At 60.5% G+C, this 24,571-nt stretch carries 21 protein-coding genes; 17 read left to right on the top strand and 4 right to left on the bottom strand.

Features of this window, described 5'->3' with window-relative positions; translation table 11 throughout:
• Positions 1-21: 21 nt before the first annotated feature.
• On the bottom strand, positions 22-1,689 hold the full coding sequence (locus V8359_RS04345) for a mechanosensitive ion channel family protein (RefSeq protein ID WP_336427486.1): 1,668 nt from the start codon (positions 1,687-1,689) through the stop codon (positions 22-24).
• A 156-nt stretch (positions 1,690-1,845) separates the two neighbouring features.
• Here V8359_RS04345 and tgt point away from each other — a divergent pair, with 156 nt between their 5' ends.
• Positions 1,846-2,976, top strand: coding sequence for a tRNA guanosine(34) transglycosylase Tgt (gene tgt / locus V8359_RS04340; RefSeq protein WP_336427484.1), 1,131 nt, complete (start codon positions 1,846-1,848; stop codon positions 2,974-2,976).
• Between the two features lie 552 nt (positions 2,977-3,528).
• Positions 3,529-5,937 (top strand): endopeptidase La, encoded by a 2,409-nt coding sequence (gene lon / locus V8359_RS04335; RefSeq protein ID WP_336427483.1) that lies wholly within the window; start codon positions 3,529-3,531, stop codon positions 5,935-5,937.
• 413 nt (positions 5,938-6,350) lie between these two features.
• On the opposite strand, the gene V8359_RS04330 is transcribed toward lon, so the two are convergent.
• Positions 6,351-7,331 (bottom strand): phosphotransferase, encoded by a 981-nt coding sequence (locus tag V8359_RS04330; RefSeq protein WP_336427482.1) that lies wholly within the window; start codon positions 7,329-7,331, stop codon positions 6,351-6,353.
• A 94-nt stretch (positions 7,332-7,425) separates the two neighbouring features.
• Between V8359_RS04330 and V8359_RS04325 the strand changes: the two genes are divergently transcribed.
• The 4 genes from V8359_RS04325 (at position 7,426) to V8359_RS04310 (ending at position 11,756) form a co-directional block, all read left to right on the top strand.
• Positions 7,426-7,668, top strand: a complete 243-nt coding sequence (locus V8359_RS04325) for an exodeoxyribonuclease VII small subunit (RefSeq protein ID WP_336427481.1) — start codon at positions 7,426-7,428, stop codon at positions 7,666-7,668.
• A gap of 3 nt (positions 7,669-7,671) precedes the next feature.
• Positions 7,672-8,535 (top strand): polyprenyl synthetase family protein, encoded by an 864-nt coding sequence (locus tag V8359_RS04320; RefSeq protein ID WP_442970311.1) that lies wholly within the window; start codon positions 7,672-7,674, stop codon positions 8,533-8,535.
• A gap of 27 nt (positions 8,536-8,562) precedes the next feature.
• Positions 8,563-10,491 (top strand): 1-deoxy-D-xylulose-5-phosphate synthase, encoded by a 1,929-nt coding sequence (dxs, locus tag V8359_RS04315; protein ID WP_336427480.1) that lies wholly within the window; start codon positions 8,563-8,565, stop codon positions 10,489-10,491.
• Between the two features lie 170 nt (positions 10,492-10,661).
• The gene (locus tag V8359_RS04310; protein WP_336427479.1) at positions 10,662-11,756 is read left to right on the top strand and encodes a PQQ-dependent sugar dehydrogenase; all 1,095 of its coding nucleotides are present in this window, start codon (positions 10,662-10,664) and stop codon (positions 11,754-11,756) included.
• An 8-nt stretch (positions 11,757-11,764) separates the two neighbouring features.
• On the opposite strand, the gene V8359_RS04305 is transcribed toward V8359_RS04310, so the two are convergent.
• The gene (locus tag V8359_RS04305) at positions 11,765-12,766 is read right to left on the bottom strand and encodes a GlxA family transcriptional regulator (RefSeq protein WP_336427478.1); all 1,002 of its coding nucleotides are present in this window, start codon (positions 12,764-12,766) and stop codon (positions 11,765-11,767) included.
• A 169-nt stretch (positions 12,767-12,935) separates the two neighbouring features.
• Between V8359_RS04305 and V8359_RS04300 the strand changes: the two genes are divergently transcribed.
• On the top strand, positions 12,936-14,303 hold the full coding sequence (locus V8359_RS04300) for a class II 3-deoxy-7-phosphoheptulonate synthase (protein WP_336427477.1): 1,368 nt from the start codon (positions 12,936-12,938) through the stop codon (positions 14,301-14,303).
• Between the two features lie 69 nt (positions 14,304-14,372).
• On the opposite strand, the gene V8359_RS04295 is transcribed toward V8359_RS04300, so the two are convergent.
• Positions 14,373-15,059: a PAS domain-containing protein gene (locus V8359_RS04295; RefSeq protein WP_336427476.1), complete on the bottom strand. Its 687-nt coding sequence runs from the start codon at positions 15,057-15,059 to the stop codon at positions 14,373-14,375.
• Between the two features lie 179 nt (positions 15,060-15,238).
• Between V8359_RS04295 and V8359_RS04290 the strand changes: the two genes are divergently transcribed.
• The 10 genes from V8359_RS04290 (at position 15,239) to phoB (ending at position 24,559) form a co-directional block, all read left to right on the top strand.
• On the top strand, positions 15,239-16,117 hold the full coding sequence (locus V8359_RS04290; protein ID WP_336427475.1) for a YicC/YloC family endoribonuclease: 879 nt from the start codon (positions 15,239-15,241) through the stop codon (positions 16,115-16,117).
• Positions 16,107-16,769: a guanylate kinase gene (gmk, locus tag V8359_RS04285; protein WP_336427474.1), complete on the top strand. Its 663-nt coding sequence runs from the start codon at positions 16,107-16,109 to the stop codon at positions 16,767-16,769. Before V8359_RS04290 ends, gmk begins: the two co-directional genes overlap by 11 nt.
• The gene (locus V8359_RS04280; protein ID WP_336427473.1) at positions 16,766-17,293 is read left to right on the top strand and encodes a gamma carbonic anhydrase family protein; all 528 of its coding nucleotides are present in this window, start codon (positions 16,766-16,768) and stop codon (positions 17,291-17,293) included. Before gmk ends, V8359_RS04280 begins: the two co-directional genes overlap by 4 nt.
• A 2-nt stretch (positions 17,294-17,295) precedes the next feature.
• Positions 17,296-18,336 (top strand): ATP-binding protein, encoded by a 1,041-nt coding sequence (locus tag V8359_RS04275; protein ID WP_336427472.1) that lies wholly within the window; start codon positions 17,296-17,298, stop codon positions 18,334-18,336.
• Positions 18,337-18,362: 26 nt separating this feature from the next.
• On the top strand, positions 18,363-19,550 hold the full coding sequence (locus V8359_RS04270; protein WP_336427471.1) for a substrate-binding domain-containing protein: 1,188 nt from the start codon (positions 18,363-18,365) through the stop codon (positions 19,548-19,550).
• 70 nt (positions 19,551-19,620) lie between these two features.
• A complete protein-coding gene (gene pstC, locus V8359_RS04265; RefSeq protein ID WP_336427470.1) occupies positions 19,621-20,994 on the top strand; it encodes a phosphate ABC transporter permease subunit PstC in 1,374 nt (457 codons plus the stop codon).
• A gap of 12 nt (positions 20,995-21,006) precedes the next feature.
• Complete coding sequence (gene pstA / locus V8359_RS04260; protein ID WP_336427469.1) at positions 21,007-22,290, top strand: phosphate ABC transporter permease PstA; 1,284 nt, start codon at positions 21,007-21,009, stop codon at positions 22,288-22,290.
• Between the two features lie 15 nt (positions 22,291-22,305).
• On the top strand, positions 22,306-23,106 hold the full coding sequence (pstB, locus tag V8359_RS04255; protein ID WP_336427468.1) for a phosphate ABC transporter ATP-binding protein PstB: 801 nt from the start codon (positions 22,306-22,308) through the stop codon (positions 23,104-23,106).
• Positions 23,107-23,127: 21 nt separating this feature from the next.
• A complete protein-coding gene (phoU, locus tag V8359_RS04250; RefSeq protein ID WP_336427466.1) occupies positions 23,128-23,862 on the top strand; it encodes a phosphate signaling complex protein PhoU in 735 nt (244 codons plus the stop codon).
• Between the two features lie 7 nt (positions 23,863-23,869).
• Positions 23,870-24,559 (top strand): phosphate regulon transcriptional regulator PhoB, encoded by a 690-nt coding sequence (gene phoB, locus V8359_RS04245; protein WP_336427465.1) that lies wholly within the window; start codon positions 23,870-23,872, stop codon positions 24,557-24,559.
• Positions 24,560-24,571: the final 12 nt, after the last annotated feature.

Below are 24,571 nucleotides of genomic sequence, written 5' to 3'. Positions count from 1 at the left end.
CAAGGTGCAAGCGGGACAGGGTCAGCCGCCGGGTAAATCGCGCCCCGGGCTTGGCGGAAGCATCGGCTTACCTGTCTCGCGTTCGATCTTGAGGGCGCGGGCGAGGATTTGCTCGCGGGCGAGGCATTCGAGATCCCAGAAGGAGGATTGGTTCGGGGTGGGCAAGGCGAACAGCACCTTTTGACCGAAGGCGTCCTGATCGGCGACGCGCACGAAGGCTTTGTCGCGGTTGCCGAGGGTGCCATCGTCGATCATGTCCATGATCTCGAAGAACGCATCGCGCATCTGTTGGATATCGGCATCGTGATGCAGTGTCACGGTGATGGGGCGCAACATCTCGTGACTTTCCATCGAGAGGTTTTCGAACGGGTTGGCGACGAAATCGCTGACGGGAACGACATAGCGGTTGCCCGTCCAGATCAAAAGCTGAACGTAGGTGAAGTGAATGCGCTCGACCGTGCAGAATTGATTGCGGTAGACCAGAACGTCACCGATCCGCGCGGAACGATTGAGGGCGATCTGCACCGCGGCCATGAGATTTCCCAGAACCTCACGTGCCGCAAACCCGAGGACAATCGTGATCGCCCCGGCCCCGGCCAGAAGTGTGTAGCCCACAGAATTGAATATCTGAATGGAACTGAGCAGCGTGACCGCGCCCAGCACAACGGCGGCGACGATGATGAATTTACGAATGCCAGCCAGAAGCGTGGCGATGCTGCGAAACTCGGATTTGGACGGATCGGCAAGGTCTTGCGGATTGCTTGGCGACAGCCGGTCGAAGATTTCATCGGCCACGCGGATGGAGGCGAGTGCCACGGCGAGGATATACCCCAAAAGGACCGCGGGCGCGATGATCACGCTCACCGGGCCGGTGACGATAAAGAGCCGACTGGTCGCGAAGCTCACGATCAGCGCCACGGTGACAATGGTGGCGGGCCAGCGAAAGGCGCGCACGATCGACTGAACGAAGCGGCGATCGGACAGCCCTCCGAGCCAGCCGACGAGGCGAAAGGACATGAGCCCGACCAATGACGCCAGCGCGATCATCACCGGCAGGACGAGCCATTCCCAGTAATACATCCCGAAAGGTCCGCGGCGCTTCAGGGCCTCGGGCATTGCCTGCTCAAGGCGGGTCGGTTTGAACCTCTCGTTAAGGGCGGGAATTTCACCCACACTTTGCCGCGAAACCACCCAGACAGGCGCACCGTTTTCAGGTTTGAGACGATTGAGCCGCACAGGCACGGGATGCGTGTCGCCCTCGAGCAAGCTGAGAAGGATTGAGCGGCGGACCCGCCCGGTGCCCGGTTCCTCGGTCGCGCCGGTGACCCAGCCATCGGGCCGATCCGAGAGATCACCCCATGGAATCAGTATTTGCCGGTCGAGCACATTGCCGAACTTGCGTGCGATTTCAGGCCCGATCCTGGCCTGTTGCTCAGGGTCAATATCCGACAGATCGAACAGATGCGCGGCGGTGTCATAAGCTTCTTGCGCCAACAGATACTGGAGCGTTTCCATCGTCGCGCGCGGCGTTTCGCGATCAAGGTTTTCGGGTGGCTCCGACAGTCCGGGATTAAGGCGATCAACTTCGAAATACGGTTGCTGCGCGCTGACGGGGGCCAGCGTGATGAACATCAGGGCGATCACGCCCAAAAGCGTGCGCAGATCGAAAAGTCTTGGTTTTGGCGTCACAAATCCCTCGTGTGCCGGTATTTTCGCGGTCCGGTGCTTTGGGTAACGCACAAACGGCGGGTTTGGTTCATTTCGCAGGGCGGGGCGAAAGCATTTTGCGTCGCGGAGCGAAGCGCCATAGAGAGGCTGAAGCGAAGTCAAGAAGGCGGAAAAGACATGAGCGAACGGTTCGGATTCGAGTTGCGGGCGCAGGATGGCAAGGCGCGGACCGGAAGGATCATGACCCCGCGGGGCGAGGTTCGCACGCCTGCGTTCATGCCGGTCGGGACCGCGGCGACGGTGAAGGCGATGCGCCCCGAAGATGTGCGCGCCACGGGGGCGGATATCCTTTTGGGCAATACCTATCACCTGATGTTGCGCCCCACGGCGGAACGGATTGCGCGGCTTGGGGGGCTTCACCGCTTCATGAACTGGGAGCGGCCGATCCTGACCGACAGCGGCGGGTTTCAGGTGATGAGCCTTGCCGGGTTGCGCAAGCTCAGCGAGGAGGGCGTGACGTTCAAGAGCCATATCGACGGCTCAAAGCACGTTCTGACACCCGAACGGTCGATGGAGATACAGGCGCTTCTGGGCAGTGACATCGTGATGTGTTTCGACGAATGCCCCGCTTTGCCCGCCGACGACCACGAGATCGCGCGGGCGATGCGCCTGAGCATGCGGTGGGCCGAACGCTCGAAAGCGGCGTTCGGAGACCGGCCGGGACACGCGCTTTTCGGGATCATGCAGGGCGGTTTGACCCGCGATCTGCGCGCCGAAAGCGCCGAGGCGCTGCGGGGAATCGGCTTTGACGGTTATGCCATCGGCGGGCTGGCCGTGGGCGAGGGGCAGGAGGCGATGTTCGAGGTGCTGGACTATGCCCCCGAGATGCTACCCGAGGACAGTCCACGCTATCTCATGGGGGTGGGCAAACCCGATGACATCGTGGGCGCGGTGGCGCGCGGTGTGGACATGATGGATTGCGTGCTGCCCACCCGGTCGGGGCGCACGGGCCAAGCATGGACCCGGCGCGGGCAGGTCAACATCAAGAATGCGCGCCACGCCGACGATCCGCGCCCACTTGACGAGGCGTGCACCTGCCCGGCCTGCGCGCATTACAGCCGGGCCTATCTGCATCATGTGTTCCGGTCGGGCGAGATGATCTCGGGGATGCTGCTGACGTGGCACAACCTTCATTATTTTCAGCAGATCATGGCGGGGATGCGTGACGCCATTGCGCAGGGACGTTTCCAAGCATGGGAGGCGGATTTCCACGCCGTGCGGGCGCAGGGGGATATCGATCCGCTTTGACGCGAAGGGCGATGGTCAGGATTCCCGGACTATGCCGGAACCAAATGGTCGGGCTATGCATTGTGGGGATACATATCTGGAGGGAAGAACATGCACTTCGCCGTTTTTGCAAATAGCTGGATCGTCGCCTCGCTCGTTGTCGTGGTTGCTCTGATCTGAACGACTGCCCTTTCGAAGGGCACTTTGGCGGGCAAGGATCCGTGACTTAGACTGATACGACACTTTCAAATTCTCCCTGCTGGGCCACGCGATTTGCGTGGCCCTTTGGCATTATCCCTAAGGCGGGGCGCGACATTCAGGCGTCGCACGCGTTTCGTCTTTCGCTGATGTCTCAGGTCAAAGGCGAAACGCACTAGTCTTCACGGAACGATTGGCGGTTGCCCCCCGCGCCGGACCGGGTCATTCTGATCCAGACGAGGTTGAAAGGGGGGCTTGTCTGCCCCATCTTCAAGCCTGTGAATGGAGAGGGCCGTGGCTGCCGCCAAGCGGGGCCGGTGCCTTCTTGCCAAGAAAAGCCGGGGATGAACGCCCCGGAAACCTGAAGGAAAGAGCATGCAAGAGCCATTGAACGCCTCCTATCCGGTGCTCCCGCTGCGCGATATCGTGGTTTTCCCGCATATGATCGTGCCGCTTTTCGTCGGGCGCGAGAAATCGGTCCGCGCACTGGAAGAGGTCATGCAGGATGACAAGCAGATCCTGTTGTCGAGCCAGATCGACCCATCGGATGACGACCCGAGCGCGGACGGCATTTATGGGACGGGTGTTCTCGCGAACGTGTTGCAGCTTCTCAAGCTGCCCGACGGCACGGTGAAGGTGCTGGTCGAAGGCGTGGCGCGGGTGCGGATCCGCAATTACATCGAAAACGAAGAATTCTTCGAGGCTGAAGCCGAGTATCTTAACGAGATGCCGGGCGACACCGCAACGATCGAAGCGCTTCTGCGCACCGTCAGCGACGAGTTCGCGCGGTATGCCAAGGTCAAGAAGAATGTCCCCGAAGAGGCGCTGAGCGCCGTGGGCGAAGCCGAGGAGCCCGCGCGTCTGGCCGATCTGGTCGCCGGACATCTGGGGATCGAAGTTGCCGAGAAGCAGGACCTTCTTGAGACGCTGAGCGTGAGCGAGCGGCTTGAAAAGGTTTATGGCTTCATGCAGGGCGAAATGAGCGTCTTGCAGGTCGAGAAGAAGATCAAGACGCGCGTCAAAAGCCAAATGGAGCGCACGCAGCGCGAGTATTATCTGAATGAGCAGATGAAGGCCATTCAGAAGGAACTTGGCGATGGCGAAGAGGGCGAAGGCGAGGTGGCCGAGCTTGAATCGCGGATCGAGGAAACCAAGCTTTCCAAGGAAGCGCGCGAGAAGGCCGAAGCGGAACTCAAAAAGCTCAAGAACATGAGCCCGATGAGTGCCGAGGCCACGGTTGTGCGCAACTATCTTGATTGGATGCTGTCGATCCCGTGGGGCAAGAAATCCCGCGTGAAGAAGGACTTGCGCCGTGCCGAGACCATCCTTGACGAAGATCACTATGGTCTTGAGAAGGTCAAGGAGCGGATTGTTGAATACCTTGCCGTGCAGCAACGCTCGAAGAAGCTGAAAGGCCCGATCATGTGCCTTGTCGGCCCGCCGGGTGTGGGCAAGACAAGTCTTGGCAAGTCGGTGGCGCGCGCCACCGGACGCGAATTCATTCGTATCAGCCTTGGCGGTGTGCGCGACGAAAGCGAGATCCGTGGCCACCGCCGGACCTATATCGGTTCGATGCCCGGCAAGATCATTCAGGCATTGAAAAAGGCCAAGACGACAAACCCCCTCATCCTTCTCGATGAGATCGACAAGATGGGTCAGGATTTCCGTGGCGATCCGGCGTCGGCCATGCTCGAGGTGCTGGATCCGGAACAGAACAGCACCTTCGTGGACCACTACCTTGAAGTGGAATACGACCTGTCGAACATCATGTTCCTCACCACGGCGAACTCCTACAATATGCCCGGACCGCTTCTGGACCGGATGGAGATCATTCCGTTGGCCGGTTACACCGAGGTTGAAAAGCGCGAGATCGCAAAACAGCACCTCATCGAGAAGCAAGTGAAGAACCATGGGCTCAAACCCAAGGAGTTCAGCCTGTCGGACGAGGCGCTGACCGGGATCATCCGTCATTACACCCGTGAAGCGGGGGTGCGGAACCTTGAACGCGAGATCGCCAAGGTGGCGCGCAAGGCGGTTACCATGATCGTCAAGAAGGAAGCCGAAACCATCGAGGTGACGGACGAGAACCTTGGCGATTTCCTTGGCGTGAAGAAGCACCGCTATGGTCTGGCCGAGGAAAAGGATCAGGTCGGCGTTGTAACGGGTCTCGCCTATACATCGGTGGGGGGCGAATTGCTCAACATCGAGGCGCTGCGCCTGCCGGGCAAAGGCCGGATGAAGACCACCGGCAAACTCGGCGACGTGATGAAAGAGTCGATCGATGCCGCATCAAGCTATGTCAGGTCGATCAGCCCGCAGATCGGGATCAAACCCCCGCGGTTCGAGAAGTGGGATATCCACGTTCACGTGCCCGAGGGCGCCACGCCCAAGGACGGGCCGTCGGCGGGCCTTGCGATGGTGACGTCCATCGTATCGGTGCTGACGGGTATTCCCGTGCGCAAAGACATCGCCATGACCGGCGAGGTCACGCTTCGCGGCAACGCACTGGCGATTGGCGGACTCAAGGAGAAGCTTCTCGCGGCGCTGAGGGGTGGCATCAAGACGGTGCTTATCCCCGAGGAAAACGAGAAGGATCTTGTTGATATCCCGGACAACGTGAAAGAAGGGCTGACTATCATTCCCGTCTCGCATGTGTCGGAAGTGCTCAAGCAGGCGCTTATCGAAACTCCTGTCGCTGTGGAATGGGACGAGGCCGCCGAAGAGGCAGCCGCCGCTGAAGCCGCACTCAAGCCGCAGGACGGTCCAAGTGCAACGGCCCATTAAATGACATGAATATCTACGAGAAGGCCCCTGTTTTCAGGGGCCTTTTTTTATATTGTGATGTGTTTGACGAACAGCCTGATCAGAAAGAAGGGTTTTGGAGACATTCGTGAAAGGCTTTAGTCAGCCGCGACCACAGCCGCGATAATCGCAAGCAGCAGCAGTGGAATGAAGCCCTGGCTTGATGATGTCGCGCCTGCGTCCGCGGCCCCCGTGCCAATGGGTATATTGGCGCCGTCACCACTGGCGTGAAGTGGCGTTGTCACGGCCAAAGCCAACGCGAAACTCGATGCTAGATATAATTTTTTCATGATGTCAGGTCCCGGAAAAAGCGAAAAGCAGACCCCAAACCGTTCAACCATTGTGATACCGACATCTTGCGGGGAGCGTAAAAGTAGCAATTTTTTAAAAGAAAGTCACTGACTTATGTTTTCGGCCCTATGGGACAGATCCTTGAGGAGCCTGCGATACATGCGTTCGGCGCGTTTGATGCGGGTCGGGGGGAGCTGTTGCGTCTCGACGCGGATCAGGGCCTCGACCCCGAGCATGAAGGGAAAAACCGTGCCAAATTCGAACTCGTCAAGGGCGAAGGCATCGCGAAACGCATAGGCGCCGGCATGGTCCACGCCCATCCACCAATCGCCTGACAGCGTGATGTCACGCCGCCCCATATGCATGAGAAACCGCGCCATATCCTTGTAGATGGGCAGATAAGACGAACCGCCGATATCGATGCCGGTCAGGCGGTCACCCTCGAGGATGAGGTTGTTGGGATGCAGATCCCCGTGACATATCGCGACGCGCCATTCCTTGCCTTCAATATGGTTTGCAAGGGTCTGAATACGATCAATGATTTCTGTTTCCAGAGCGCGCAAATTCGGGAAGCACTGATGCGTTGCGGCAGCGATTGCGCGGGCCAGCCAAGGTGCGGGCCGTGCTGGTCGCCATTCGGTGGTCATCGCGGTGGCCCGGTGCAGCCACCCGGCGGCGGGCGCGAGATGGCGGACACGCGAGTGGCCCTCGCTTGCGCGTATGCTGCGAAGGAGCGGTTGCCCCGGCACCTCGGCCACGATGAGGATGTCGTGGTCCGGGCTGAAATGCAGGGGTTCGGCGATCCGGGCCTTGCCGTCGCGCATATAGGGCCAGAGGCGCTTCATTTCGGCCCATGTCTTGGCATTCGCGGTGTCATTTGGTGTCAGACCAAGGCGCAGGACCGCGGGCCGGTCATCGAGCGTGCAATGAAGGATCGCCCGTTTGCCCCGCACATGGCGGATCATTTCTCCGGGGTCGCATTCCGCCAGTGCCGGATCGTCTTCGCGCGCGGTTTCAAGCCGGGTGGCGACCTCGAGATACATGTCAAAGTCACTTCCGAGGTTGATTGCGCCACGCTCTGCCATACTGCACATTCCCGTAAGGCCCTATCTGCGTCAACCGAATTGAACCTGTCAGGCCGGACGGTTATGGTGACCCGAGGCCAAGAGAGGACGGATTATGAGCGACGAGGATGTCGGGCAGATGACCTTCGAGGATGCGATGCGCGAACTCGAATCGGTGGTCGCCAAGCTTGAGCGCGGGGACGTGGCTCTGGAGGAGTCGATCACCCTTTATGAGCGTGGTGCGAAGCTTAAAAAACGCTGTGAAACCAAGCTGAAGGAAGCCGAAGAGAAGGTGGCGGCCATCACCCTTGACGGGCAAGGGCAACCCACGGGCACCACGCCGGTGACGGACCCCTGACGCGTGCTGACCGAGCTTGACGAGGTGGCGCGCGATGTGACGCGGCACATTGACCGTGTCCTTGAACCGCTGGGCCGCGAACCTTTGCATGATGCCATGCGATACGCCAGTGCCGGGGGCAAACGGCTTAGGGCGTTTCTGGTGATGGAGGGTGCGCGCCTGCATGAGGTGGAGCACGCATGCGCCATCTGGCCTGCCGCCGGGATCGAGTTTCTGCACGCCTATAGCCTCGTGCATGACGATCTTCCTTGCATGGATGATGACGACATGCGGCGCGGACGTGCCACCGTCCACCGCGCATGGGACGAAGCGACTGCGGTTCTGGTTGGCGATGCGCTGCAATCTCTTGCTTTCGAATGCGTGCTCGACCCTGCTGTGGGGCCGGGTGAGACGCGCGCCGCGCTTGCGCTTGGTCTGGCGCGGGCAGCGGGCGGTCAGGGGATGGTTCTGGGCCAAACCCTTGATATCGCGGCAGAAAGCATTGACATTCCGCTTAACCTTGCGGAGATTACCGCGCTTCAGGCGGGCAAGACCGGTGCACTGATCCAGTGGTCGGGCACCGCGGGGGCGGTCATGGCAGGGGCGGATACCGGGCCGCTTGAGCGCTATGCCAGTGCGGTGGGCCTTGCCTTTCAGATCGCCGACGATGTGCTTGACGTCGAAGGCGACGCGACGATCACGGGGAAGGCGGTGGGCAAGGACGCCGCCGCCGGCAAGGCCACCTTCGTTTCACATCTGGGCGTGGACGGGGCCAAGGCGCGGGCGCGGGCCCTTGTTGACGACGCCCGTGACGCCCTATCTTTATACGGAGCAAGGGCGGACGGCTTGCGAGCGCTTGCGGGGTTCGTTATCGCTCGGACAAGCTGAAATTGCCCCGAAGGAGGGGTTCATATCATGTCAGACAGTCCCGCGACTCCGTTGCTCGATCAGGTTCAGAGTCCCTCGGACCTCAAGCGGTTCAGTGATCCCGAGCTTTTGCGGCTCGCCCATGAGTTGCGCGCCGAAACGATTTCGGCGGTGTCGCAAACCGGAGGGCATCTTGGGGCCGGGTTGGGGGTTATTGAACTGACCGTTGCACTGCATGCGGTGTTCGATGCACCGCGTGACAAGATCATCTGGGACGTGAGCCACCAAAGCTATCCGCACAAGATCCTGACAGGGCGCCGCGAGAAGATGCCGACGCTGCGTCAGAAAGGCGGTCTCAGCGGATTCACCAAGCGGTCCGAGAGCCCCTATGACCCGTTTGGCGCAGCGCATAGTTCGACCTCGATCAGTGCGGCGCTTGGCTTTGCCGTGGCGCGCGATCTGGGCGGGGCCAGCGAGACAGGGCACGGTGATGCCATCGCGGTCATTGGCGACGGCGCCATGAGCGCTGGCATGGCCTTTGAGGCGATGAACAACGCGGGCCACCTTAAAAAGCGGCTGATCGTCATCCTGAACGACAACGAAATGTCGATTGCGCCACCGGTGGGGGCGCTTTCGTCCTACTTGTCGCATCTTTATGCCGAAGCCCCGTTTCAGGAACTGAAGGCCGCGGCGAAAGGAGCGGTGAGCCTTCTGCCCGGACCGTTTCAGGAAGGCGCGAAGCGGGCGCGCGACATGCTCAAGGGGCTGGCCGTGGGCGGGACGCTGTTCGAGGAGTTGGGCTTTTCGTATGTTGGGCCGATCGACGGGCACGACATGGAGCAGCTTCTTCCGGTGCTGCGCACGGTAAAGGCGCGGGCGACCGGGCCGATCCTTATTCATGCGCTGACAAAGAAGGGCAAAGGATATGCCCCCGCCGAAGGGGCAAGCGATGGTGGCCACGCCACCGCGAAGTTCGACGTTATCACAGGGGCGCAGAAGAAATCGAAGCCGAACGCGCCCAGCTATACCGGAGTTTTTGCAGATGCGATCGTGCGGCACGCCGCCGAGGATGACCGGATTTGTGCGGTGACCGCCGCGATGCCCGATGGCACCGGCCTCAAAAAGCTTGAGGACAGGTATCCAAGCCGTTGTTTTGATGTGGGCATCGCGGAGCAGCACGCGGTCACGTTTTCGGCCGCGCTTGCGGCGGGGGGCATGCGGCCCTTCTGTGCGATTTATTCGACGTTTTTGCAGCGCGGCTATGATCAGGTCGTTCATGACGTGGCCATTCAGCGCCTTCCGGTGCGGTTCGCCATTGATCGTGCGGGCCTTGTGGGTGCTGACGGGGCCACGCATGCAGGCAGTTACGATGTGGCCTTCCTGAGCAATCTACCGGGTTTCGTGGTGATGGCTGCCGCTGACGAGGCCGAGCTTGTGCATATGGTTGCCACCGCCGCGGCGCATGACGAGGGGCCCATAGCATTCCGCTATCCGCGTGGGGAGGGGGAAGGCGTGGACCTTCCGGAGCGCGGTGAGGTGCTTGAGATTGGCAAGGGCCGGATCATCAGCGAGGGACAGGGTGTTGCACTCCTGTCTTTCGGAACGCGGCTGGGCGAGGTGCGCCGCGCCGCCGAGGCGCTGGCCGCGAAAGGGATCACCCCCACCATCGCCGACGCACGTTTCGCCAAACCACTGGACCGGGAGATGATCCTTGATCTGGCCGCGCGGCATGATGCGCTGATCACCGTTGAAGAGGGCGCCGTCGGCGGCTTTGGCAGCCATGTGGCGAAGCTTCTGTCGGATGAGGGTGTCTTCGACGCGGGCTTCAGGTTCCGGTCGATGGTCCTGCCGGATATCTTTATTGATCAGGCGAGTCCCGAAGAGATGTATCGCATCGCCGGGCTGAGCGCGTCGGATATCGAGGATATGGTGCTCCGGCTCATGGATGTGGCCAAGGTGGGTGGAAAGCGTGCTTAACTGCGAAAAATCGCGTTTGTGAAATTATACACAGGGTTATTCACAGGTATCTGTGGATAAATATCGCGTTTTGAGGTTAATTCGGTGCGGGCGGACCTGACTTTGATGGTCGCTATCATCGAAAATTCTGGGAGGGTGCCTATCTCGTATGTGAGAGAGGAAGGTACACCATGATCCGTTTAATCACCATGTTAACCATAACCTGCGCCCTAGCGAGCCCGGCGCGTGCGCTCGAGACATCTTTGGGTGAGTTGACCGTCACGGAAATGGCCGGAGAATTGCAAGCGCCTTGGGCGTTTGATTTTTTGCCCGACGGGGATGTTTTGATCACAGAACGCGGTGGGCGGCTCTGGCGGCTTGATGATGACGGCGCGCGCATGGAGGTGTCCGGTGTCGGCGACGTCGCGGCGGTGGGACAAGGCGGGCTTCTCGATCTGCTGATCCCGCGTGATTTTGACCGAACCCGCGAACTGATCTTTACGCTGGCCAAACGGCAAGGCAACGGCGCGGGCACCGCCGTGGCCGTGGCGCGCCTGACCGAGCAGGGCGACAGGTTGAAGGATTGGCGCATCATCTGGGAGATGGAACCGGGATCACGGGGCGGGCGGCATTTCGGCTCTCGCGTGGTCGAGACTGATGACGGCTTGCTCTTTGTCACCGTGGGCGAACGCGGCGACCGTCCGGCGGCGCAGGATCTGAGCCGGGAAAACGGGTCAGTGATCCGGATCACCCGTGAAGGACAGGTACCGCAGGGCAATCCGTTTGTCGGGCAGGATGGCGCGCAGCCTGAAATCTGGTCTTATGGGCACCGCAATCCGCAGGGCGCGGCCATTGACGCCGAGGGTCATCTGTGGGTGAGCGAACATGGCGCCAAGGGGGGCGATGAGGTGAACCGCGTGGAAAAAGGCGCGAATTACGGCTGGCCCGTCATTTCCTATGGCACGCATTATTCGGGCCGTGAGTTTCCCGAAGGCAGTTCGAAAGAAGGCATGGAGCAACCGAGCTTTTACTGGGATCCGTCGATGGCGCCCTCGGGGCACATGATTTATGCGGGCGAGATGTTTTCCGAGTGGAAGGGGCACCATTTCATCGGATCGCTCAAGTTCGGGCATATCGCGCGGCTGGCGGGTGATCCGCTTGAGCTTCGTGAGCAGATCGAGGGGCCCAAGACGGGCCGCGTGCGTGCGATCGAAGAGGCGCCGGACGGCTCAATCTGGTATCTGTCGGTGAGCGATGGCGCGCTTTACCGTCTGAGCCCGCAATAGGCCGCGTGTCAAACCGACAAGCGCGAGGATTGCGAGCCGCGTTCGCGGTAGGGCGTAGTGTTATAGTGCGCGCGATAGCATTTCGAGAAATGCGAGGGCGAAGAGAAGCCGCAGGCCAGCGCCACGTTGATCACCGTCATGTCTGTTTGCATCAGAAGGTTGCGCGCCTTTTGCAGACGCAGTTCCATGTAATACCGCTTGGGGCTGCGTGACAGGTAGCGGCGAAACAGGCGTTCGAGTTGTCGGGTGGACATGCCCGCGTCCCGTGCGAGGATCGAGGGCGAGATCGGCTCCTCGATGTTTTTCTCCATCATCTGGATGACCTGGCTCAGCTTGGGATGGCGCACGCCGATACGGGTGGGCACCGAAAGGCGCTGCGTGTCCTGATCGGTGCGGATCGAGGAATAGATAAGCTGATCCGCGACCGAATTCGCGAGCTTCTCGTCGTGGTCCTCGGCGATGATATGAAGCATGAGGTCGATCGAGGAGGTGCCACCCGCCGTGGTCATCCTGTTGCCATCCATGGTGAAGACCGATTTGGTCAGGTCGACCTCTTCGAATTCCTCGATGAAACTGTCGTGGTTTTCCCAGTGGATCGTCGCGCGCTTGCCCTCGAGAAGTCCGGCCTTGGCCATGGTATAGGCCGCGGTGCAGAGACCGCCGATGGGTAGCCCGCGCCGCGCCTCGCGGCGGAGCCAGCTGAGCAGGCGCTTGGTCGTGTGAACATGAACGTCGATGCCGCCGCACAAGATCACGGTGTCGTCGCGGCTAAGCTCTTTCAGGGGGCCGTCGATTTGAAAGCGGGAGCCGCTGGAACACGCGATCATATCTTCCGAGTCGCCAATGATCGTCCAATCATAGAGCTGCTTGTCGGACATGCGGTTGGCGATCCGAAGGCATTCGAGCGCCGAGGCGAAGCTGAGCAGCGTGAAACTATCCATAAGGACGAATACGAAGCGACGCGGGGCTTGGCCCGGCCCGGACTTCGTGGAATTGGTCCCCTCGCGCATGGATAGCGACTCCATCGGGTTTACGTTACGACTTCAACGTCTTTTCGGAATTTTACGACAAAGACAAGGGTCGCGCGAGAATTTGCAAGTTTTTCCAGATGTCATATATGGCGGTTCGGGGCCGTGTCGGTTATACAGCCCCCTCAATATTTCGATGGTGGAGACAAAAATGAGCGAGTGGCAAAAATCAGGGTGGCGGCAAAAACCGCGGATCCAGATGCCCGACTACGTGGATATGGATGCGCTGCATGACGTCGAGGCGCGTTTGAGCCAGTATCCGCCGCTTGTTTTTGCGGGCGAAGCGCGCAAGCTCAAGAAAGAACTTGGCGCCGCCGCACGCGGCGAGGCGTTCCTGCTTCAGGGCGGTGATTGCGCCGAGGCCTTCGACCAGTTCAGTGCGGATGCGATCCGCGACACGTTCAAGGTCATGCTTCAGATGGCCATGGTTCTGACTTACGGGGCCAAGGTACCGGTGATCAAGGTGGGCCGCATGGCGGGTCAGTTCGCCAAGCCACGCAGCGCGCCGACCGAAACCGTGGACGGGGTCGAGCTTCCCAGCTACCGGGGTGATATCGTCAATGACCTTGATTTCACGTCGGAGGCGCGAATCCCGAACCCCGAGAAGATGCTGCGCGCCTACACGCAAGCCGCGGCCACGCTGAACCTGCTTCGGGCGTTCTCGTCCGGGGGGTATGCGGATGTGCATCAGGTGCATTCCTGGACCCTGGGCTTTACCGAAAGTGAAAAGGCGGAACGCTATCGTGAGTTGGCGGGCCGGATCAGCGATACGCTTGACTTCATGAAGGCCGCGGGGGTGGATAGCAAAACCGCCCATACGCTTCAGACGGTCGATTTCTACACCAGCCATGAAAGCCTTCTTCTGGAATACGAAGAGGCGCTGACACGGGTGGATTCGACCACGGGGAAATGGCTGGCCGGGTCAGGGCATTTCCTGTGGATCGGGGACCGCACGCGTCAGCCTGACGGCGCTCATGTGGAATTTCTGCGCGGCGTGCAGAACCCGATTGGTATCAAATGCGGGCCGTCGATCACCACCGACGACCTCAAGAAGCTGATCAGCATTCTCAACCCCGGCAACGAAGAGGGGCGCATCACCCTGATCAACCGGTTCGGCGCGGGCAAGGTGGGCGAGCATATGCCCAAGCTTATCCGCACAGTGGCCGAAGAAGGGTTCAACGTGACGTGGGTCTGCGATCCGATGCATGGCAACACGATCAAGTCGGCCACCGGATACAAGACGCGTCCCTTCGATGCGGTCCTGCGCGAGGTGCATGACTTCTTTGCGGTGCACAAGGCCGAAGGCAGCATTCCCGGCGGTGTGCATTTCGAGATGACCGGTCAGGACGTGACTGAATGCACGGGTGGCGTTCGCGCCGTGAGCGAGGAGAATCTGAGCGACCGGTATCATACCGCCTGTGATCCGCGCCTTAACGCGTCGCAATCGCTGGAACTGGCCTTTCTCGTGGCCGAGGAACTTTCCAGCCTGCGCGCGCAACGGCACGCTGAAGCGGTCTGAGCATTGTCAGCTTTGAAAAGGTGAGCAGAGAGGCGGGTTTTCCGCCTCTTTTTGCGTCGGCCTAGGGGCTCAGCGCACTAGGCGCAGATAGGGGCGTTCGCTTGGATGTTCTGCGCCGGCATCGCCAAAAGGTGCATGCGGTTCGGCAAAGCCCGACGTCTGACTCTGGGTCTCGGCTTGCGCCGGTATGGCGGCCGGATGATCGCTCAGGTCGAGAGGTGTGATGCTGCGCCCGAGGATTTCGAACCGGTGGGGTGCTTTGCCCAATGTGCCGCGGCTCAGGACACAGCCCAATGCGCGGGATGTATCCCCAAGATCGCTGCGCAGTGGCAGCATGACCATGGTCGCATCCAACGCCGCGCCACGGGCAGGGTGGGCCCGCAAACGGTGATGCACGATCGCCGGGGCATCGAAAAGCTGCACCAGATCATCCGCCAATGGATCACGATGCGCAGGTTGAAACAGGGCCGAGAGCGGCATCCCGCGAACCTCCATGCCAAGCATGTCGCTCAGGTGGGTGCCTGCGATACGAAGTCGGGCAAGACCCGGCGCGATACGTTCAATGACGAAGGCATTCGAGATAAGCGCACTGATTCCGCGCGGATCGATATCCGACCGGCGCGGCGGCCCGTCGGGGCCTCTCATTTTTTGCCAATAGGCCACGAATTCCCCGAGCAGGACGTCATCGTCTTTGGTGCCAAGGCGCTTCAAGGGGGTGATCCCGGTTTCATCGCTTTTGTCGTGTTCGTCGCACATGGTTCCACTCCTTGCCCCATGGACAATATTCCACAATTGAGGGTGGATTTGTCTAAAAACTGATCGAAAGGGTTAACCGAAGGCGCGTTGCTCCGTCCGAGCGGTGGCTTGCGCGGCGGGTGCGCAAGGCTTAGGACGAAGGGAACAAGGCCAGCAGGAGGCGGGATTTGCTGTTATCTATGACAGGGTTTGCGTCGGGGCGCGGGTCGGGGGCCGGATATTCCTGGGAATGGGACGTGCGATCGGTCAACGGCAAGGGCCTTGATCTTCGGCTTCGCGTCCCGGATTGGATCGACGGGCTCGAAGCGGCGCTACGCGCGCGATTGGGCAATGCGGTGTCGCGAGGCAATGTCACCCTGACCTTGCGGGTTCAGGCCGATGAGCAGGCGGGCCGGTTGAGCGTGAACGAAACACAGCTTGGCGCGGTTCTGGATGCGCTGGCTCAGGTTGAGGCAGAGGCCATGGCGCGAGGCGTTTCGCTTGCGCCGGCCGGACCGGGGGACATCCTGACGGTGCGCGGTGTTCTCGAGGCGGGGGCGGTGGAGGCCGATACCGGTGCCCTTCTTGCAAAGATCGTGCCGGGAGTCGACCCAATCCTTGAGGAGCTTCTGTCGATGCGGGCGCGCGAAGGCGCTGCGCTCGAGGCCTTGCTGAACGGACATCTGGATGAGATCGAACGTCTGACGGAGGCCGCAGACGTCGCTGCAGAGGCCCGCCGCCCCGAAACCGCACGCGCCCTGAAAGAGGCGCTTGCCCGGGTTGTGGAGAATACCGACGGCGTGGACGAGGCGCGCGTGGCGCAGGAACTCGCCTTGCTGGCCGTCAAAAGCGATGTGACCGAGGAACTGGGCCGCCTGCGCGCCCATATCGGAGCGGCACGCGAATTGATCGCAGCGGGCAGCCCGATAGGGCGCAAGCTTGATTTCCTCATGCAGGAATTCAATCGAGAGGCCAATACACTATGCTCCAAGGCGCAATCAGGTGCTCTGACCACCATCGGTCTGGACCTCAAATCGGTAATCGAACAGATGCGTGAACAGGTGCAGAATGTCGAGTGATCCCGCAAAGATAGCAGCGCGACGCGGCCTTCTGATCATCCTCAGTTCGCCTTCGGGAGCGGGGAAGTCCACGCTCACGCGGCAGCTTCTGGACTGGGACGAAACGCTCAGCTTTTCGGTCTCGGCCACGACGCGCCCGGCACGCGACGGAGAAGTGGATGGCAAGGACTACTATTTCCTAGAGGAATCCATTTTTCGCAATCAGGTGACCGCGGGTGAAATGCTGGAACATGCCCATGTGTTCGGGAACTTCTACGGCTCGCCCAAGGCGCCGGTGGAGGCCGCGATCAACGAAGGGCGGGACGTTCTGTTCGATATTGACTGGCAGGGCGCGCAACAAATCCAGAACTCCGATCTTGGCAAGCATACGCTGTCGATCTTCATCCTGCCGCCCTCGATCGAGGAATTGCGGCGTCGACTGGTGAGGCGCGGACAGGACAGCACGGCGGTCATCGCCAAGCGGATGCAGAAAAGCTGGGACGAGATCAGCCATTGGGCGAAATATGATTATGTCCTGATTAACGACGACCTCGCCGAGACAGCAGAGCGGCTCAGGTCGATAGTGAAAGCGGCGCGCATGAAACGGATACAGCAACCCGCGCTGACCGAACATGTGCGCAAGTTGCAAAGCGAATTCGAGGAGCTACAATGACACTTTATGCCTTGGACGGCCACGCGCCAAGCACCCCCGATGACGGGGATTTCTGGATCGCCCCGGACGCGAACGTGATCGGGAAAGTCATGCTGGCAACGGCGGCGTCAATCTGGTTCGGAGCCACGCTTCGCGGTGACAACGAGCCCATCAGCGTGGGGGCCGGGACCAACATTCAGGAAAACTGTGTTCTGCATACCGATGTGGGATTCCCCCTGACGATCGGGGCAGGGTGCACCATTGGTCACAAGGCGATGCTGCACGGATGCGAGATTGGTGACAACAGCCTGATCGGGATGGGGGCGACCGTCCTCAACGGCGCCAAGATAGGTCGGAATTGCCTGATCGGGGCTGGTGCGCTGGTGACCGAGGGCAAGGAAATTCCCGATGGCAGTCTTGTCATGGGCGCACCGGGCAAGGTGGTCAGACAGCTTGACGAAGCGGCGATCAATGCCCTGAAACTGAGTGCGGAGCACTATCAGGACGCCATGCGCCGGTTTCGTGCCGGTCTGGACCCGCTCTGAGGATGAACACTCTGCGCGCTGATATAGACGCGCTCATTGCGGGCCTGCCGATCGCGGCTCTGGTCATTGGGCGCGATGAGCGGATTCACAGCGTCAATGACAAGGCGCGCGCTCTTTTGGGAGACAACCTTCTTGAGCGGCATTTCATCACCGCGCTGCGTCAGCCGGTGGTGATGGACGCGATCGAAGCCTGTCTGCGCGACCACCGAACCCAGACCGCGCGATATCTGGGCAATGACGGGGCACAGGACACCACCTTTGACGTGCATGCGGCGTGGGTGGAGTTCGCGGGGCTTTCCGGGGTGCTCGTGTCGTTCGAGGATATGACCCATGTGGAGCAAGCGGGTCAGATGCGGCGCGATTTCGTGGCCAATGTCAGCCACGAATTGCGCACGCCGCTGACCGCGCTCATGGGGTTCATCGAAACATTGCGCGGACCGGCCAAGGGCGACGCGGCGGCGACCGAGCGATTTCTTGGAACGATGTATGCCGAGGCCACGCGGATGGAGCGTCTGGTGCGTGATCTGCTTGCGCTGAGCAGGGTCGAGAGCGAGGAGCGCATCCGCCCGCAAACCGATGTGGATTTGGCCGCGCTGGTGCGAAGTGTAATCCATCTTTTGCGCTCTGTCAGCGACGAGGCGGGGGTCAAGATCGTTGAGGATATTCCCGACGCGGTGCATATTTCCGGCGATGCCGATCAGCTTCGACAGGTGACGACGAACCTCATCGAGAATGCGGTGAAGTACGGTGGGCGTGGCAAGACGGTGCATGTCACCCTCACCACTCTGGAATACGATCCGACATTGCGCCGCCGCGCGGTCACGCTCGCGGTGCGCGATGAGGGAGCGGGGATTGCCGCGACCCATATTCCGCGCCTGACCGAGCGATTCTATCGAATCGACAGCCACAGGTCGCGGGAGATGGGCGGCACGGGGCTTGGTCTGGCGATCGTGAAACATATCGTCAATCGCCACCGGGGTCGTCTCAGAATCGAGAGCGAACTCGGAAAAGGAAGCGAATTTCGGGTTATACTTCCGCAGTGATTTGAGAAATTGCGCGCCCGCCAAACATGGCTCGTGAATTTTTCGACTTTATCCGCCTCACCGCGCCCTTTGTCATAAAACCGTTACCAAAACGTAACAAAAGCGTTGCCAGCGAAGCGTATCCCGCCGGGCAAGGCCGCAATGTTCATGCGGTCGCTGCCAACCTCAGACAGGAGCAAAATATGTCTTCATTGATCCGCACGACATCGGCCATCGCCATCGTCGCTGCTACCGCGAGCGTCGCACAGGCGCGTGACGAAATCCGCGTTGTCGGCTCGTCCACCGTGTTTCCCTACAGCCAGGCTGCCGCCGAGCAGTTCGCCAACAACACCGGCGCACCGTCGCCCATCGTCGAATCCACCGGCACCGGCGGCGGCATGAAAATCTTCTGCGGCGGCATCGGCGAGGCTCATGCCGACCTGACCGGCGCGTCGCGCGCCATGAAGGCCTCCGAATACGAACTCTGCCAGGAAAATGGCGTGACCGACATCACCGAGGTTCAGATTGGTTCCGACGGTCTGTCCATCGCCGTGTCGCGCGACAGCGAGCATGACTGGAACCTGACCGAGGCGCAGGTCTACCTCGGCCTCGCCGCCGAAGTGCCGGTCGATGGCGAAATGGTCGCCAACCCCAACATGAAGTGGTCGGACGTCGATTCGAGCCTGCCCGAGGTCGAAATCCTCGCCTACGGCCCCCCGCCCACCTCGGGCACCCGTGACGCGTTCGTCGAGCTGGCCATTGTCGACGGCTGCATGGACATCCCGATGATCGCTGACAAGGGCGAGGATTGGGCAGAAGAGCATTGCGCGCGTCTGCGTCAGGACGGCCCCTTCGTGGAAGCCGGCGAGAACGACAACCTGATCGTTCAGCGCCTTCAGGCTGATGCGAACGCCCTCGGCATCTTCGGCTACTCGTTCCTGTTCGAGAATCAGGACACGCTCAAGGCCGTCGCCATCGAAGGCGTGACGCCCAGCTTCGACACCATCGAGAGCGGCGAGTACGACATCTCGCGCCCGCTGTTCTTCTACGTCAAGAACGCGCATCGCGGCGTGATCCCGAACCTTCAGGAATTCGTCGAGGAGTACACCTCCGAGGACGCGATGGGCCCGGGCGGTTACCTGTCCGAGCGCGGCATGGTTCCGCTGGGTGACAAGAAGCGCGCGCAAGAGCGGAAAGAGGCCGTCGAGGCTATCAACATGGAACCGAAATCCTGATCGGATTTGAAAACATCTCCGCCCGGCCTTTAGTGGCCGGGCGGTACTTTTTGGTTTACTCGAGGGCGACATGACCACCGCAGCTTTCCTCTGCCTCCTCATTCTTTCCATAATTGGCTATGTCTGGAACCGTCAGGCCGCTACGGCCATTCGAAACGGAGGGGCACGGCTTCATTCGCTGACCGGGTTTCACGGTTTTTATTCAGGTCTTATGATCCTCGTGCCGGTGCTTGTGGTGATCCTGCTCTGGCTGGTGCTTGAGGGGCCGGTTATCGACCTGATCCTGAAATCGAGCATTTCGGAGCGGCTGGATGGTCTGGGCACCGGTGAGGTGCAGCTGATCGTGGCCGAGATCAAATCTATTGCAGGAGGGTCGATCTTTGGCACGCCCGAGCAGTGGAAACTCGATGCGGCCGATAGGTATCTCGCCCTGAATGCGCGCAGCGGCCAACTGCTTCTGGTGGTGGTCCTGCTATTGTCGCTGGCGCTGCTCGTCTTTTCGCGCCGCAAGGTCGCCGCCGAATTCCGCGCACGTCACGGCGTCGAGCGGATCGTGTCGGGCCTGATGATCTTCTGTTCGGTGGTCGCGGTCTTCGTCACCATCGGCATCGTCGCGTCGCTGATGTTCGAGACCATTCGCTTCTTCGAAAAGGTACCGGTCAGCGAGTTCCTGTTCGGAACCAACTGGGAGCCGCAGATACCGATGCGCGAGGATCAGGTCGCGGCGGAAGGGGCGTTCGGCTGGCTGCCGGTGATGCTGGGCACGCTCGTGATCACCGTAATCGCCATGACACTCGCTGTGCCGGTCGGCCTTATGTCCGCCATCTATCTCAACGAATTCGCGCCCAAGCAGTTCCGGGCTGTTGCCAAGCCTTTCCTCGAAATCCTCGCCGGTGTTCCGACCGTGGTCTACGGCTTCTTCGCCATTCTTGTCGTCGCCCCCGCTCTGCGCAGTTTCGGTCAGTCCATCGGGCTCGATGTGGCGCCGAATACCGCGCTCGCGGCGGGCAGCGTGATGGGGATCATGCTTATCCCGTTCATCTCGTCCTTTGCCGATGATGCGCTCTCGGCGGTGCCGCAATCGTTGCGGGATGGCGCGCTCGGCCTCGGTGCGACGCGCGCGGAAATGATGACCAACGTGCTCTTCCCTGCGGCGATTCCCGGTATCGTTGGCGGTGTGCTTCTGGCCGTCAGCCGTGCGATCGGAGAGACTATGATCGTGGTGATGGCGGCCGGTCTCATGGCCAAGATGACGGTCAATCCGCTTGACAGCGTGACGACGGTAACAGTCCAGATCGTAACGCTTCTGATCGGCGATACGTCCTTCGACAACCCGAAGACACTTGCTGCCTTCGCACTTGGCATGATGCTTTTTATCGTCACGCTGGTGATCAACATTTTCGCGCTGCGCATCGTGCGCAAGTATCGCGAAGTCTATGACTAAGGGCCCAAGGCAATGACCGATATCTCTACCACACCGAGTTCTTCCATTGGCTCTGCCGGTAGCGCGCTCATGAAAAAGCGCAACCGGCACCAGACGGTGCTTCAGGGTCTTGGTCTGGCGGCAATAAGCTTTGCGGCGCTGATGCTCTTTATCCTCATCTCTTCGTTGGTCAGCACCGGATACAAGGCGTTTTACCAGACGCATATTCAGCTCGAAGTGTTCATTGATCCCGAGCAGATATCGGCGGACAATCTCCAGCGTGGCAATTTTGACGATGTGCTGCTCGACAGTCTGAAAGCATATTTCCCGGACGTGGAGGGCCGAGCGGACCTACGGAAACTCGAGAGTATTCTCTCGAATGGCGCGCAATTTACGCTGCGCGACCGGGTTCAGGCGGATCCCAGCCTGATCGGTGAAACTGTGACCGTCAACGTTCCGACCTCAGATGACTACGATCAGCTTGCCAAGGGTATGGTCGACCGCGACAGCCCGGCCGACCAGCGCAAGCTTTCGGATCGTCAGATCGGGTGGTTCGACACTCTGGAGAAGGCGGGCGCGGTTACCCAGCCGATTAACTGGGCGCTTCTCACCAATGCCGACTCGCGCTTTCCCGAGCTTGCCGGCCTCAAGGGCGCGCTTGTGGGTAGCTTCTGGGCTTTGCTGGTCTGCTTTCTTATTTCTTTCCCGCTCGGGATCGGCTCCGCGATCTACCTTGAAGAGTTCGCACCCAAGAATAAGTGGAGCGATATCATCGAGGTCAATATCAACAATCTGGCCGCCGTACCGTCGATCGTCTTCGGTCTGCTCGCGCTGGCGGTGTTTTTGGGCTGGTTCGGCATGCCCCGTTCGGCGCCGCTTGTGGGCGGCATGACGCTCGCTCTGATGACGATGCCGACGATCATCATCGCCACGCGCGCTGCTCTCAAGGCGGTGCCGCCCTCGATCCGCGAGGCCGCACTCGGGGTGGGCGCGTCAAAGCATCAGGTGGTGTTTGGGCATGTCCTACCGCTCGCGATGCCCGGCGTCCTGACCGGCACGATCATCGGTCTCGCGCAGGCGCTTGGTGAGACGGCTCCGCTTCTGCTTATTGGTATGAACGCCTTCATCACCTCGGCGCCGGACACACCGCTCGACAGTGCGACCGCCTTGCCCACACAGATCTTCATCTGGGCCGATAGCCCCGAACGCGGGTTTGTGAGTCGCACCTCAGCCGCTATTCTGGTGCTGTTGACCTTCCTCGTCACCATGAACGCTGTGGCCATCTACCTGCGTAGCAAGTTTGAGCGGAAATGGTAGGAAAGGATCCAACCGATGTATGACGCCCCAAACCCCTCGGAGAGCAAAGTGAATCAGAACACTTTCAAATTCACGGCCCGCAACGTGCAGGTCTATTACGGTGACACCCATGCCATCAAGGATGTGGACGTGGATATCGAGGACCGGACGGTCACGGCCTTTATCGGCCCGTCGGGTTGCGGAAAATCCACCTTCCTGCGCTGCCTGAACCGGATGAACGACACGATCGACATCTGCAAGGTGAAGGGCGAGATCCTTCTGGATGGCGAGGACATCTACGACGCACGGGTCGATCCGGTTCAGCTTCGGGCCAAAGTGGGCATGGTCTTTCAGAAGCCCAATCCGTTTCCCAAGTCGATCTATGATAACGTAGCTTATGGCCCGCGCATTCATGGCATGGCCCGGAACAAGGCGGATTTGGACCAGATCGTCGAGAATGCGTTGCGGCGCGGCGCGATCTGGGACGAGGTCAAGGACCGTCTCGATGCGCCGGGCACGGGGTTGTCAGGCGGCCAGCAGCAGCGCCTTTGCATCGCGCGCGCGGTGGCCACGCAGCCCGAAGTCCTGTTGATGGACGAGCCGTGCAGCGCGCTCGACCCGATTGCGACGGCGCAGGTCGAAGAACTTATCGATGAGCTGCGTCAAAGCTATTCGGTGGTGATTGTCACGCACTCGATGCAGCAGGCTGCACGCGTCAGCCAGAAGACCGCGTTTTTCCATCTGGGGAATCTGGTCGAATTCGGTGAAACGGGCCAGATCTTCACCAACCCAGAGGATCCGCGCACAGAAAGCTATATCACAGGCCGGATCGGCTGATCCGTCAGGGAGCCAAGTCACATGCAAGATACTCACATCGCGTCGGCCTTCGACAGAGATCTAGAAGGTATTCAGGCGAAGATCATGAAGATGGGTGGCCTTGTCGAGGCCAACATTGTCGACGCGGCCAAATCGCTTGAGGCGCGCGACGAAGAGCTGGCCGAGGACGTGCGCCGCAAGGATCGCGCAATCGACGAGTTGGAAGAGCAGATCAACGAGGATATCGCCCGCCTGATCGCGCTGCGCGCGCCCACGGCCATCGATTTGCGGCTGGTTCTTTCGGTGCTCAAGATCAGCACCAACCTCGAACGGATCGGCGACTATGCCAAGAACATGGCCAAGCGGACCACGGTCATGATGGACCTGCCCCCGGTCAACGGGGCCGCCGCCGCGCTCAGACGCATGGCCCGCGAAGTGGAGCGGATGCTCAAGGACGCGCTCGACGCATATATTCAGCGCGACGCCGAACTGGCCCAGGATGTGATGCAGCGCGATCATGACGTCGATCAGATGTATAATGCGCTCTTCCGGGAGTTCCTGACCTTCATGATGGAAGATCCGCGCAATATCACGGCCTGCATGCACCTGCATTTCATGGCCAAGAACACCGAACGAATGGGCGATCACGTCACCTCGATCGCGGAACAGGTGGTCTATCTTGTGACAGGCGGAATGCCCGAGGATGCACGTCCGAAAAGCGATCAGACGTCGGTTGATCCGGAACTGTCGCAGGCTTCGGAAGATACAAACGGATGAGTGGAAAATGAGTGCCGACCAACCTTGTGTGCTGCTGGTCGAGGATGAGCCCGCACAGCGCGAAATCCTGAGTTACAACCTCGAGGCGGACGGGTTTCGCGTTGAAATGGCCGAGAATGGCGAGGAAGCGCTCGTCATGGTCGACGAGGTGGCGCCGGATATCATCGTGCTCGACTGGATGCTGCCGACCTTGTCGGGCATCGAAGTGTGCCGCCAGCTCAAGACGCGAAACGCGACGCGCGCGACGCCGATCATCATGCTTTCGGCCCGGTCGGAAGAGGTGGACCGCGTGCGCGGCCTTGAGACCGGGGCCGATGACTATGTTGTGAAACCCTATTCCGTGGTCGAACTTCTGGCGCGGGTGCGGGCGCAATTGCGCCGCACGCGGCCGGCGGCGGTGGGCGAGCGTCTGGAATATATGGATATCGTTCTGGACGCGGAAACCCATCGTGTGACACGCGGCGGCACGACGCTCAAGCTAGGGCCGACAGAGTTCAGGCTTCTGGCCACGTTCATGGAAAAGCCGGGCCGTGTCTGGAGCCGTGAACAGCTTCTCGATCGGGTCTGGGGGCGCGATATCTATGTCGATACACGTACAGTTGATGTGCATATCGGCCGCCTTCGCAAGGGGCTTTGCGCCGCAGGTGGGGATGATCCTTTGCGCACCGTGCGCGGCGCGGGTTATGCGCTTGGCTGAGGTAGCCGGTGC

The sequence above is a fragment of the Roseovarius sp. E0-M6 genome (assembly GCF_037083845.1).
GTDB lineage: Bacteria > Pseudomonadota > Alphaproteobacteria > Rhodobacterales > Rhodobacteraceae > Roseovarius.
The sequence above is the reverse complement of the archived record's forward strand: the minus strand, read 5'-3'. Positions and strand labels throughout refer to the sequence as shown.

Bases quoted from the DNA above. Each gene is read 5' to 3' on its own strand.
- tgt (WP_336427484.1), top strand. From the start codon at position 1,846: ATGAGCGAACGGTTCGGATTCGAGTTGCGGGCGCAGGATGGCAAGGCG.
- lon (WP_336427483.1), top strand. From the start codon at position 3,529: ATGCAAGAGCCATTGAACGCCTCCTATCCGGTGCTCCCGCTGCGCGAT.
- V8359_RS04330 (WP_336427482.1), bottom strand. From the start codon at position 7,331: ATGGCAGAGCGTGGCGCAATCAACCTCGGAAGTGACTTTGACATGTAT.
- V8359_RS04325 (WP_336427481.1), top strand. From the start codon at position 7,426: ATGAGCGACGAGGATGTCGGGCAGATGACCTTCGAGGATGCGATGCGC.
- dxs (WP_336427480.1), top strand. From the start codon at position 8,563: ATGTCAGACAGTCCCGCGACTCCGTTGCTCGATCAGGTTCAGAGTCCC.
- V8359_RS04310 (WP_336427479.1), top strand. From the start codon at position 10,662: ATGATCCGTTTAATCACCATGTTAACCATAACCTGCGCCCTAGCGAGC.
- V8359_RS04305 (WP_336427478.1), bottom strand. From the start codon at position 12,766: ATGCGCGAGGGGACCAATTCCACGAAGTCCGGGCCGGGCCAAGCCCCG.
- V8359_RS04300 (WP_336427477.1), top strand. From the start codon at position 12,936: ATGAGCGAGTGGCAAAAATCAGGGTGGCGGCAAAAACCGCGGATCCAG.
- V8359_RS04295 (WP_336427476.1), bottom strand. From the start codon at position 15,059: ATGTGCGACGAACACGACAAAAGCGATGAAACCGGGATCACCCCCTTG.
- V8359_RS04290 (WP_336427475.1), top strand. From the start codon at position 15,239: ATGACAGGGTTTGCGTCGGGGCGCGGGTCGGGGGCCGGATATTCCTGG.
- gmk (WP_336427474.1), top strand. From the start codon at position 16,107: ATGTCGAGTGATCCCGCAAAGATAGCAGCGCGACGCGGCCTTCTGATC.
- V8359_RS04280 (WP_336427473.1), top strand. From the start codon at position 16,766: ATGACACTTTATGCCTTGGACGGCCACGCGCCAAGCACCCCCGATGAC.
- V8359_RS04275 (WP_336427472.1), top strand. From the start codon at position 17,296: ATGAACACTCTGCGCGCTGATATAGACGCGCTCATTGCGGGCCTGCCG.
- V8359_RS04270 (WP_336427471.1), top strand. From the start codon at position 18,363: ATGGCTCGTGAATTTTTCGACTTTATCCGCCTCACCGCGCCCTTTGTC.
- pstC (WP_336427470.1), top strand. From the start codon at position 19,621: ATGACCACCGCAGCTTTCCTCTGCCTCCTCATTCTTTCCATAATTGGC.
- pstA (WP_336427469.1), top strand. From the start codon at position 21,007: ATGACCGATATCTCTACCACACCGAGTTCTTCCATTGGCTCTGCCGGT.
- pstB (WP_336427468.1), top strand. From the start codon at position 22,306: ATGTATGACGCCCCAAACCCCTCGGAGAGCAAAGTGAATCAGAACACT.
- phoU (WP_336427466.1), top strand. From the start codon at position 23,128: ATGCAAGATACTCACATCGCGTCGGCCTTCGACAGAGATCTAGAAGGT.
- phoB (WP_336427465.1), top strand. From the start codon at position 23,870: ATGAGTGCCGACCAACCTTGTGTGCTGCTGGTCGAGGATGAGCCCGCA.